Genomic DNA, 11,674 nt, shown 5'->3' with positions numbered 1-11,674 from the left:
TGACCGCCTTTTCAAATTTCTGTGCACAATCCATACAGGTAATGCCGTCTACTTGGAATACTATCTGATTCGCCGCTTCTTTTGCGCGCGTCGTCATACACACACCATCTCCTTATCGTTATTTTTGCCGTACATGGTTTAGACCATGCTGCAGCAAGATGGTAATATTGTGGTCCGTCAATGAGTACCAGGCCAATGTCCCTTCTTTGCGGTATTTCACCAATCGGGCGCCGCGCAGCAGCCGCAGTTGATGGGATACCGCCGACTGGCCCATCTGCACCACCGCCGCAATGTCACAGACGCATAATTCCCGCTTGGCCAAAGCCTGCAGGATTTTAAACCGGTTCATATCCCCCAACAGCCGGAACATGTCCGTAACCTGCTGCGCCTCCGTCTCCTGCACCATCTCGGCCCGGGCCAGGCAAATCATCTGGGGATGCTCGCATAATTCTTCACAAACATCGTTATCACAGTCACACTTGTTCATCACACACCACCTACCAATATGAATAGCCTTCATGTAAAATCGAGTTTCTGTGTCTGTCGTGCCACGAAAACCTCTCGTCAGCTGATTACAAACACACCTTTTTCTTCATTTTCATTTCGTTTTCCCTTACATCCATTACATCAAAGCTACGTACGCTATCACTATGTTATATGTGAATACATATTCATATACAATATACTCCTTGCTATAGTGGTTGTCAAGCAAATAGGATAGCTCTATGTTCATTTAGAATAATTATTACCTATTGACAATAGCCGTTGTTTTCTAAGGTTGGTAGACTTAAGGGCACGCGTCCATTGCTAACCGTTACTGCAAAGCTGCCTTTGTAGATATTTGAGTAGGATGGTCATTCTTATTTTTGGCTGAAATTTAAGTGGCTCAATCATTAAATATTCATTTGCACATTTTGCATTTCTAAATACGTATACCCCTACGCTGCTAAAATAAGAACCCCTATCAATGGCTTAACGCTGAAAATAACAAACCTAACATAGCCTTAAACTACGAAAGCCACCTATGCTAGAAGTTCTGTCATGTTATTATTTCTACAATACTTATTTTTATATTTAAAAACGAGACTTACAGCATGGCAAAAACGGCCATACTAAAAGTCTCGCTAATTAAACTAATTCGCCAACGATAGAGCAAAGTATTAAACCAGTTTGTTGGCTCCATCTATCAAGCTACTCCATTTTAGATATTGATGGCAGCATAGCACATATGAAAAGGCTTATAAACATATTTGTGGCTAAGGGTTCGTGTCTATTAGATAAAAGATTATTATCCTAATGAAACCCCTACAACATTCTGGAGGTTAGGGGTGCTATTTAAGAGGACTGTCCAACTGGCATAAATCTGGCCCCCGATTTTATGACCTTTCTTTCTGACTTCTTCTCTTCCTGTTTTCTAACTATGTCAGAGGTACCATATTCCATATTTCCCCATAGTCCTTGAACCCAGTCCCCATATGGCTTCAAGGACTGTGTTTTCTTTTCAGTAAAACTGAGCACTTTCACGTGAATCAAAAGTACGTCATAGGCTATTCCTCGTTTTTTTGATGCTTACTTTTATTATTAAAATATCTAAAAAACTAAGGATTATTCTTTTATCGGCTAATCTCTATTCTTCCGTTCGTTCTTTAACTTCTTTTTTAGACTCCATTCGAGAAACCAAGTAGATTAGGAGCGCAGTTACCGCTAAGGCACTAATAATACAGGGAATAGTTAGAAATTGGTTTGGCAATGACTCATATAACCCAAACAAACCAAAGAAAATGAAAATCATGGCAGCAGCCCATTTTACCATTCGTTCGGGAATCCGCTTTCCTAAAACAATACCAATTATAATACCAATTCCGTCTGCTATCATCATGCCAGTGGTTGTTCCCAGCCATACAGGAACCACCGAATTAAACTGTGCGGCCAATGCAACAGTGGCTAGTTGTGTTTTATCGCCCATCTCTGCTATGAAAAAGGCAATTGCTACTGTCCAGAACGGCCCGTACTTAGATACCTTATCCTCCCCATTTAGTTCATCACCTCTTATTGTCCATAAGCCAAATATAATAAATGAAACGGCTGCAGCAATTTGGATGTACTGCATTGGAATAATTTGTGTAAGATAGGTTCCAACGATTACCGCAAAAAGATGATTTACAACGGTTGCAACAAATACCCCCCACATTACAGTCTGCCAACGATATCGTGTGGCGAATGCCATAGCCAGAAGTTGTGTCTTATCTCCCATTTCGGCAAGAACTACGAAGGCTGCCGATGCTAAAAATGCTGTCATGTTACTATTCCTCCAGTACTTTTTTATATATAAAAAACGAGACTTTCAGCATGGCAAAACAGCCATGCTGAAAGTCTCGCTAATTGACATTCCATCAACGATAAGGCCAGGTACAATACCAGTTTGTTGACCTCATCTATCTAGCTACTCCCTCTCAGTTAGAAGGTATTTATTGTTTTATTAAGTTAGATAAAATAAAAGAGACTTTTAGCATGGACATAAATCCACACTAAAAGTCTCGCTAATTGACTAATCCGCCAACGACAGAGCCAGGTATTTAAACCAGTTTGTTGACTCCATCTATCTAGCTACTCCCTTTTAGATACTGACGATAGTATAGCGCATATGAAAAAGCTTGTCAACATATTTGTTACAAAAGATCTTGTGCTCTATTAGGTAAAAGCCATTGGCCTGATGAAAAACCTTGCAACATTTTATAGGATATGGGGGCGCTATTTAAGAGGACTATCTAACTGGCATAAATCTGGCTCAGATTTTATGGCCTATCTATCTGATTTCTTCCCTTGATGTTTTCCTTAAGAGGTTTTTCAAGAGTGCCCAATTCGACTGCTAATCGATAAATGTGCTTAAAGGGATATCTTCTCTCACTGAAATCGGGGCAAGTACATTCCTTAAGATCGACATTATAGCCATTAATCACAGCCGTTTGCTCGTTCACAAGTAATTTCTCAACTGTCATACCTGCTTCAAAGGTCCTCTATACCTTTCTTTTTGTGTCCAATCTTTATGTTATTCCTAGATTCCAATTACCCCAGTAATCTGTTGATGGATAGGCTACTAATATACGGCTTTCCCAGACCCGGCAAATATCCCAATTAATGTTTTATCATCAAACTCCAGTGGCTGGTGTTTCGGTGCGGCAGCAGAAAAATTGACGCTTAATTTGGTCCGGCTGCTGATGTAAGTCTGCTGGCCATTGTGACCATTTTGTTATATTATCCATACTCGATCCCCGCCTTTTTCCTTTTTAGATTTCGAGACTTTTTACGTAAATCCTCCCTGTGACAGGCGCCTCCCTCAAAGATAATTATTGTCATTCGACTTACATCATGTTATTGTAAAAAAACGTCAGACCCAAAAGCCTGATGTTTTCTTTCTTTGTCTGCGAGAACATATTCCACAATTCCCCATAGCCCATGAACCCAGTCCCTGCCTGGCTTCAAAGGCTGTGTTTTCTTTTCAGCCAAACGCAACACTCCACGTGGTGGGTATGGGGAAACATATCTACCGGCTGGATCTCCATCGTCTGGTAACCCTGCTCGGAGAGGATTGCCAGATCACGGGCAAGGGATGCCGGATTGCAGGATACGTAGACAATGCGTTCCGGCTTCATTTTTACAAATGTCTCTAATACCTTAGGCTCACAGCCGGCCCGGGGTGGATCAACGACTATTACCTCCGGCCGGACACCGTTACGGTAGAGTTCAGGCATGACCTCTACCGCATCACCGGCAATAAATTCCACATTCTCGATCTTATTGGTTTGGGCATTCTGCCAGGCATCGGCAATCGCCGGTTTAACAATTTCGATGCCATATACTTTAGCCGCCTGGCCGGCCAGGAATAAGGTGATCGTGCCGGTACCGCAATAGGCATCTATTACCGTTTCTTGGCCTGTCAGCCCGGCATACTCCACTGCTTTGCCGTACAAAAGCACGGTCTGCTCCGTGTTGACCTGGAAAAAGGAACGGGCCGAAATATGGAAGGTCAAATCGCCCAATTTATCGGTAATCGTATCTTTTCCCCAAATCGTGCGGGTGGTTTCTCCCATAATTATATTGCCTCTTTTAGGATTCACGTTCTGGACAATGCTGGTCAAGCCGGGAATAGCCTGCCGCAGGGCGGCAATAACCTTCTCCTGGCTCGGCAGTTTGTCGACAGCAGTTACTAATGCCACCATCACTTCCCCGGTCGCCGTGCCTACCCGGCCCATTACATGACGAATAACACCTTCGCCGGTACGCTCGTCATAGGTTGGGATGTTGAATTCGGTGACAATGCGTCGCACCTGATCGGCAATTGTATTGTTAACCGCATGCTGAATACAGCAGTTTTCCGTATTAATAATGGCATGGGTCCCCTGCGAGTAGCAGCCGACAGCGACTTTTCCCCCTGCCTTTCCTACCGGAAATTGCATTTTATTGCGGTAGTACCAGGGATTGGCTGCCCCCAATGTGGGATGAACAGCCACGTCTGCCAGCTTTCCAATACGGGTGACCGCATCGACGACTTGCTGCCGTTTCGCGTTTAACTGACCTGCATAGCTCAAATGCTGCAGCTGACAGCCGCCGCAGCTCTGGTACACAGAGCACAACGGCTCCACACGTTCAGCCGAAGCCTGCTTTACGCCAGTCAGCTTGGCTTTTGCATAGTTTTTCTTGACTTCACTGACTTGTACTTCCACAACTTCTCCCGGCAGAGCCTGGGAAACAAAAATCGTAAAATCCTGGAAACGGCCGACTCCTTCGCCGCTGTGACCGAGACCGATAATTTCCACTGTATACCTGCTGCCTGCTGTAACGGGCGCTATTTGTTTTTTTACCATATCTACCTTCACCTTATCTATATAAAATTTGTACCCCTTGGGCAGTGTGCCACAAGGGGTTTTGTTGCTACTTGTCTTCTTTATCGAGACTTTTACTGAGCTTAAGCAAGGTTTCCGTATAACTGTGAAGTTTTTGCCGCACACCTTGATGAACGGTTTCTGCCGCAATACCGGTAAGAATTTCAATACCCTGATCAATTGTCTTTACCGGATAAATATGAAATTGTCCTTGCTGAACGGCTTCTACGACTTCATCATTCAGTGTCAGGTCCTTAACATTCTGGTAGGGGATCATCACGCCCTGCTTACCGTTTAATCCCTTTAACTTGCAGACAGCATAAAAACCTTCAATTTTTTGTGTTGCTCCACCAATCGGTTGAACCTCGCCTTTTTGATTCACCGATCCTGTGACGGCGATATATTGTTTAATTGGAATTTCCGACAGGCTGGAAAGAATGGCATATAGTTCGGTACTGGAGGCACTGTCACCGTCAACACCTTCGTATAATTGTTCAAAGGTCAGGCTCGCCGTAACGGTAAGCGGCTGATCCTGCGCATATTTTTGTCCCAGATATCCGCCGAGAATAAGCACTCCTTTACTGTGGCTGGTGCCGCTCATTTCGGTTTCCCGCTCGATATTGATAACACCGTGCTTGCCGAGATACGTATTGGCAGTAATCCGGGAAGGCTTGCCAAATGTATACTCACCTACCGCCAGCACTGCCAGGCCGTTTACCTGGCCAACCCTTTCGTCTTGAGTATCGATCAGGAACATGCCTTCAGCAAACATTTCCTGCAGCTTTTCTTCGTACTTATTTGAACGGTAGCGCTTTTCATCCACTGCTTTTCTAATATGCTGCGCGCTGACAACCGGACATTGATCCATCGTCGCCCATGTATCAGCTTCACACACTACTTCCACAATGTCACTAAAGCGAGTCGTCAGCTTATCCTGTGATCCGGCCAGCCGGGTAGCATGCTCCACCATCTTGGCTACAGCAGACCGGTCAAACGGTTTTAACTGTTCTTTTTTGACAGTTGATGTAATAAATCCTGCCAGCTTCTGCCTATTGACATCATTGTTTTTCATGTCGATGTCAAAATCAGCATAAATCTTGAACAGCTTACGGAAATCTTCATCATAATTAAACAACAGGTGATATAACGAAGGATTACCAATTAGAATAATTTTTACATTCAATGGTATCGCCTGCGGTTTAACGGAGGCCATGGCCAGCATCCCATACTGATCACTTAAATTTTCAATCAGCAGGGTATTGGTCTTCAGAACGCGCTTGAGTCCTTCCCAGGCACCGATGTTCGTCAAAACATCGCGGACATTTAATAGTAAATAGCCACCATTGGCGCGATGCAGTGCCCCGGACTTAATCATGGAAAAATCAGTGCTGACCACACCCATCCGGTTTTCATATTCAACTCTGCCTACCAGATTATAATAGGTGGGGTTGATTTCCAGAACTACCGGAGCGCCGTCCATGTCGCGATTGTCAACTAGCAGATTGACTTTATATTTATCTTTGATCGAATCCTGCATATTCTTCTTAAACATCAGGAAGGGATTGTTTTCCTCATCATTGGCCGCCGGTTTAAAGTCGTTGATATTTTTCACTACTTCCGCTTTCACGGTATCCAAATAAGCCACGACTTTTTCAAAGTCCTGATACTTTTCCTGCAAGTCATCAATAAAATGACCTGCTGCAAAAAGCCCCACCTTGGTATCCAACCCTTTCAGTTCTTCCCGGGCCAGACGCTCGACCTGCTGCACCATCCGGACCGCATCCATTGCTTTTTCATGAACAGCCAGCAGCTTCTGTTCAATTGCTTCCCGCTTGTCTTTGTCCAGCTTTTGAAATTCCTCCGGTGTTACAGGTGTCCCATTCTCCACAGGCAAACCGATAAAGCCGGTTGTCGACCACTGCGGCGAAATTTCGTTCTGCTCGCAGTACTGGTTAAACCCCTCCATAATAACGGCGCGCTTAGCCTGAAACGTTTTGACAATATCTCCCTTGGCCTGCTCGTACTGGTCACCACTAAAAATTTTCGGGATGTCGCTTTTCAGGTTTTCCACTAAATCCTGCATATCCTGGCGAAAGATACTGCCTTGCCCGGCAGGCAGAGAAACGGCTATGGGCTGACCGGGATTTTCAAAGTTATTGACATAACACCAATCATCAGGAACGGCTTCATCCTGCGCAACCTTTTGAACAGCCGATTTTGCATAGGTAATTTTACCAGTACCAACCAAGCCGGACATAAAAATATTATAGCCTGGTATTTTTGTAAAAAGACCAAATTCAACAGCCTTTACCGCCCGTTCCTGGCCAATCATAACTTCCAGTGGCGGTGCGCTTTCGGTAGTATCAAATTTAAATATACTTTCATCGCATTGAAAGCGAAGCTGCCCGGCCGATAGTTCTAGGCTTTCGGTCATCTCATCAATCCCCTTCTATGGTTTATTGCTGCTGTTTACTGCACTTCGTTCCACGACAGGTCGGTGCTGCCGCAGACCGTGCATGTGTCAAAATAGGCATCAGGCTGGATGGCGGCAGCATTGGCAATCGCTTTGGTAGCACCAAGGCGGGTCATGCCGATCAATGCGCCGGTACTGTCAAAAGAACCGATGACTCCCGAGCTGGGACCATTGGCATAAGGAGCTACAGAGGGGACTCTACTTGATTCAAACCGGCTGTTGTTGCCACAACTGTTGCAATAAGGCATAGGTTCATCTCCTTCTAAACTAATGGTATACCGAGAAATAATAAAATTACTTTTGTCGAATTAATGAAAGAATGGGCAATTATGGAGCTCAAGAGTGATCCGGTCCAATAATACAGCAAAGCGAGTCCCACTCCAACTACAATTATTTCCACCAGCCAATACGCATTAAAATGCAGCAAGGCGAAGATTGCCGCACTGAATACAGCTCCGCCCCATAGCCCGAAACGGTCTTTCAGGGGCAGAAACGTAAACATGCGATACAATAGCTCTTCCGTCACCGGTGCCGCCAAACCTGCCAAAAAAAGTGGTATCATCAGCTGCTGCCAGGTTAAAGCTTGCTGAACCTGGGCAACAAGCGGATGCTGAACAGGGGTGGCAAACAAGGTAGTTGCATAGAGCCGCTCACTATACATGCTTACGCCAAGTAAAAAGATGCCTGCCAGCAACCCGGCAAGCACATTACGGCCCAGCTTGTGAGTAGACAGGCCAATATCCTGCATTGTGCCATGCTTGTTGCGCACTGCAAACCAGACAAGGCCGATCACCACCAGCCGGTCCGTCATTTCCACCGCAAACGAGGATGATTCGCCAAACAGCAGCGGATAGACGGCTCGTACCAGCAATAAGCCTACGACAATGCGCAATATATAGACTAATACTACATCTTTGATTGTCCACGGCACTCGTTTGGACAGCATACATCTTCCCTCGCTTTTCTGTTTAACAATATCATTATGCACTCGCAAACTGGGTTTCATGCAAAGAAAAAAGCGTCCAATGGACGCTTTCAAGCTGTTAATAATTACTATTCGATTGGCAACTTGCTACAATTACATGCGCTCGCGCAGCAATTTGTTGACTAATTCCGGATTAGCGCGGCCTTTGGTTTGTTTCATAACCTGACCGACAAGAAAACCAATGGCCCGTTCTTTCCCGGCCTGATAGTCGGCAACCGACTGCGGGCTGGCGGCAATGACCGCTTCAACAACGGCAATGATGGCCCCTTCATCGCTAATCTGTACCAAGCCTTTTTCCTGAACGATAGTTTCGGCAGTTTTACCGGAGGCCCACATTTCTTCAAATACGGTTTTTGCTATTTTACTGGAAATGGTGCCTTTATCTAGCAGCGCCAATAGGCCTGCTAAACGTTCCGGTGTGACCAGGCACTCGTCAATGGTAGTCTCTCCCGCATTGAGGTGCTTGGACAAATCACCCATCAGCCAGTTCGCTGCTGCCTTGGCATCTGCGCCCAGCTTGACTACCTGATCAAAGTAATCGGCCATAGCTCGGCTGGCAGTGAGCACTTCTGCATCATAAGAGGACAAGCCGTGGCTGTTCACCAGCCGTATCTTACGGGCATCGGGCAGCTCAGGCAGGTTAGTACGGATCTCTTCCACCCGGGCCGGATCAACCACAATAGGGACAAGATCCGGTTCAGGGAAGAAGCGGTAATCATGGGCCTGTTCCTTGCTGCGCATAGAGATGGTTATTCCCTTGCCGTCATCCCATGAACGGGTTTCCTGAATGACCCGGCCGCCTTCATCAAGCACTTCGGCCTGACGTTCCACTTCATATTCAATACCGCGTTGAACAGAGCGGAAGGAATTCATGTTTTTCAATTCTGCTTTGGTGCCTAATTGCGTGGCCCCCATCGGGCGCAGCGAGATATTCGCATCGCATCGCAGGCTGCCTTCTTCCATTTTGCAGTCGGACACATCTATATATTGTAAGATTGCTTTCAATTTTTCCAGATAGGCTTTGGCCTCTTCAGCCGAACGGATATCCGGCTCGGATACGATCTCGAGCAGCGGCACGCCGGTACGGTTATAATCGACAAGAGCATAGTCAGACCTGGCGATAGTTCCGGCATGAACCAGTTTGCCTGCATCCTCTTCCATATGAACCCGGGTAATCCCGATACGCTTTGTTTCGCCGTTTACTTCTATGTCCAAATAGCCGTTTACAGCAATAGGCAAGTCGGACTGGGATGTTTGAAAGTTTTTCGGCAAGTCAGGATAATAGTAGTTCTTGCGGTCAAATTTACTGAAAGGGAGGATTTGGCAGTTGAGTGCCAGTCCGGTACGAACAGCGAAATCCACCACTTTTTCATTCAATACAGGCAAAACACCCGGTAATCCAAGGCATACGGGACAAACATTGGTATTTTGCTCAGAACCAAATTTCGTGCTGCAGCCGCAGAAAATTTTCGATTCGGTTTTCAGTTCCGTATGGACTTCCAGCCCGATAACAACTTCATAACTCATAACTTAAACCTCCCCCAGCGGCGCAAAACGCTTGTGATAATCTGTATTTTGTTCGAAGGTATAAGCGGCACGCAATATAGCAGCCTCACCCAGCGGTTTACCGATCAGCTGCAAGCCGATAGGCAGATTGCCTGCAAAGCCACAAGGCAGCGATAATGCCGGTGTACCAGCCAGGTTTACAGGTATTGTGCAGACATCCTGCAGATACATTGCCAGCGGATCATTGGATTTCTCGCCAAGCTTAAAGGCCGGTGTAGGTGCAGTAGGAGTTACTAAGAGATCAACTTTTTCAAAAGCCTGGTCAAAATCCCGTTTTACCAGCGTACGTACTTGCAGCGCTTTCTTATAATAAGCATCATAATAGCCTGAGCTTAATGCATAGGTTCCCAGCATAATGCGGCGTTTTACTTCTGCGCCGAAGCCCTTGCTGCGGGTGTTTTTATACATGCTGACAATATCATCGCCGTCAACCCGCAGTCCAAAACCGACACCGTCGTAACGGGCCAAATTGGAGCTGGCCTCAGCAGGGGCAATCACATAATATGCAGACAGGGCATACTCCGTATGGGGCATGGATACTTCCACGACCTCGGCACCCATAGCGGTAAATTGTTCAACGGCCTTATAGATGGCTTTCTCTACTTCCGGTGCCATACCGGCAACAAAGTACTCTTTGGGCAAGCCGATGCGCAAGCCTTTAACGTCATTGACCAAGGCCTTGGTATAGTCTGTTGCCCCGGCCTTAGCCGAAGTGGAGTCCTTGCTGTCGTGACCGGCAATGGCATTGAGTACAATCGCGCAGTCGGTTACATCGCGGGTGATCGGTCCGATTTGATCCAGTGAGGAAGCATAAGCAACCAAACCATAACGGGAGACCAGGCCATAAGTTGGCTTTAAGCCTACCACACCGCAATAAGCGGCTGGCTGACGGATAGAACCGCCGGTATCCGAGCCCAGTGCCCAGACAGCTTCGCCGGCTGATACGGCTGCCGCCGAGCCGCCGCTCGAACCGCCCGGTACGGTGGAAATATCCCAGGGATTTGCTGTTTGCTGATAGGCTGAGTTTTCTGTAGAGCCGCCCATGGCAAACTCGTCCATGTTGGCCTTACCGACAACTACTGCCTGTTCGGCAGCCAGTTTTTCGATGACAGTGGCGTTATAAGGCGGTACAAAGCCCTCCAGCATCTTGGAGGCGCAAGTTGTCTTGATATCCTTCGTGCAAATATTATCCTTAATTGCACCGGGAATACCTGCCAGCGGGCTGATTGCTTCTCCGTTCTTTATCCGCTCATCAACTGCTTGCGCAGTCGCCATAGCGGTCTCACGGGTTTGGGTTATGTAGCTCTTAACCTTATCTTCTACCGCATCAATGCGGGTAAATACAGCTTTAGTGATTTCAACAGCAGAAACTTCCTTGCTTTTCAGCTTGCTGTGTAATTCATGTATAGTTGAATGAAACACAATGCTCCCCCTTATCCTTCCATAATTTTCGGCACTTTAAAGTAGCCTTCTTCCTGCTCCGGCGCATTGGACAATGCCAGCTCACGGCACAGGGAAGGAACTGCCTGGTCAGGCCGCATAACATTTTTAAGAGGCAGCACATGAGCGGTCGGCTCAATCCCGGATGTATCCACCCGGTTAAGCACCAGCATGTAATCAAGAATAGCATTTAACTCACCGGTGACCTGCTCTACTTCAGCTGCAGGAATCTCCAGGCGCGACAGCAGTGCTACCTGCTGAACATCTTTGTTGGTAATTTTCATATTTTCACTCCATTTCGCCAGCAATCCGCAAAATTTCCATATT

General features: G+C 46.3%; 9 protein-coding genes. All 9 read right to left on the bottom strand.

Annotated features, from left to right (window positions below; genetic code table 11):
* Positions 1–118: 118 nt before the first annotated feature.
* The 9 genes from EV210_RS09820 to gatC all read right to left on the bottom strand — a co-directional run bounded on the left by EV210_RS09820 (position 119) and on the right by gatC (position 11,631).
* Positions 119–487, bottom strand: coding sequence for an ArsR/SmtB family transcription factor (locus tag EV210_RS09820; RefSeq protein WP_132079313.1), 369 nt, complete (start codon positions 485–487; stop codon positions 119–121).
* Between the two features lie 1,140 nt (positions 488–1,627).
* The gene (locus EV210_RS09815; protein ID WP_132079310.1) at positions 1,628–2,299 is read right to left on the bottom strand and encodes a TMEM165/GDT1 family protein; all 672 of its coding nucleotides are present in this window, start codon (positions 2,297–2,299) and stop codon (positions 1,628–1,630) included.
* Positions 2,300–3,479: 1,180 nt separating this feature from the next.
* The gene (rlmD, locus tag EV210_RS09810) at positions 3,480–4,865 is read right to left on the bottom strand and encodes a 23S rRNA (uracil(1939)-C(5))-methyltransferase RlmD (protein WP_132079306.1); all 1,386 of its coding nucleotides are present in this window, start codon (positions 4,863–4,865) and stop codon (positions 3,480–3,482) included.
* Between the two features lie 67 nt (positions 4,866–4,932).
* Positions 4,933–7,317 carry a Lon protease family protein gene (locus tag EV210_RS09805; RefSeq protein ID WP_132079303.1) on the bottom strand — a complete coding sequence of 795 codons (2,385 nt, stop codon included), beginning with the start codon at positions 7,315–7,317 and terminating at the stop codon, positions 4,933–4,935.
* 35 nt (positions 7,318–7,352) lie between these two features.
* The gene (locus tag EV210_RS09800; protein ID WP_132079300.1) at positions 7,353–7,604 is read right to left on the bottom strand and encodes a hypothetical protein; all 252 of its coding nucleotides are present in this window, start codon (positions 7,602–7,604) and stop codon (positions 7,353–7,355) included.
* A 14-nt stretch (positions 7,605–7,618) separates the two neighbouring features.
* Positions 7,619–8,302, bottom strand: a complete 684-nt coding sequence (locus tag EV210_RS09795) for a CPBP family intramembrane glutamic endopeptidase (protein ID WP_132079297.1) — start codon at positions 8,300–8,302, stop codon at positions 7,619–7,621.
* A 132-nt stretch (positions 8,303–8,434) separates the two neighbouring features.
* Complete coding sequence (gatB, locus tag EV210_RS09790) at positions 8,435–9,868, bottom strand: Asp-tRNA(Asn)/Glu-tRNA(Gln) amidotransferase subunit GatB (RefSeq protein WP_132079295.1); 1,434 nt, start codon at positions 9,866–9,868, stop codon at positions 8,435–8,437.
* A 3-nt stretch (positions 9,869–9,871) separates the two neighbouring features.
* A complete protein-coding gene (gatA, locus tag EV210_RS09785; protein ID WP_243650500.1) occupies positions 9,872–11,329 on the bottom strand; it encodes an Asp-tRNA(Asn)/Glu-tRNA(Gln) amidotransferase subunit GatA in 1,458 nt (485 codons plus the stop codon).
* A gap of 11 nt (positions 11,330–11,340) precedes the next feature.
* Positions 11,341–11,631, bottom strand: a complete 291-nt coding sequence (gatC, locus tag EV210_RS09780; protein WP_132079289.1) for an Asp-tRNA(Asn)/Glu-tRNA(Gln) amidotransferase subunit GatC — start codon at positions 11,629–11,631, stop codon at positions 11,341–11,343.
* Positions 11,632–11,674: the final 43 nt, after the last annotated feature.

The sequence above is a fragment of the Anaerospora hongkongensis genome (genome assembly GCF_004339805.1).
Taxonomy (GTDB): Bacteria; Bacillota; Negativicutes; order Sporomusales; family DSM-15969; genus Anaerospora; species Anaerospora hongkongensis.
Note: the sequence above shows the minus strand (reverse complement) of the source record. Positions and strands in the feature narration are given on the sequence as shown.

Bases quoted from the DNA above. Each gene is read 5' to 3' on its own strand.
- EV210_RS09820 (WP_132079313.1), bottom strand. From the start codon at position 487: ATGAACAAGTGTGACTGTGATAACGATGTTTGTGAAGAATTATGCGAG.
- EV210_RS09815 (WP_132079310.1), bottom strand. From the start codon at position 2,299: ATGACAGCATTTTTAGCATCGGCAGCCTTCGTAGTTCTTGCCGAAATG.
- rlmD (WP_132079306.1), bottom strand. From the start codon at position 4,865: ATGGTAAAAAAACAAATAGCGCCCGTTACAGCAGGCAGCAGGTATACA.
- EV210_RS09805 (WP_132079303.1), bottom strand. From the start codon at position 7,317: ATGACCGAAAGCCTAGAACTATCGGCCGGGCAGCTTCGCTTTCAATGC.
- EV210_RS09800 (WP_132079300.1), bottom strand. From the start codon at position 7,604: ATGCCTTATTGCAACAGTTGTGGCAACAACAGCCGGTTTGAATCAAGT.
- EV210_RS09795 (WP_132079297.1), bottom strand. From the start codon at position 8,302: ATGCTGTCCAAACGAGTGCCGTGGACAATCAAAGATGTAGTATTAGTC.
- gatB (WP_132079295.1), bottom strand. From the start codon at position 9,868: ATGAGTTATGAAGTTGTTATCGGGCTGGAAGTCCATACGGAACTGAAA.
- gatC (WP_132079289.1), bottom strand. From the start codon at position 11,631: ATGAAAATTACCAACAAAGATGTTCAGCAGGTAGCACTGCTGTCGCGC.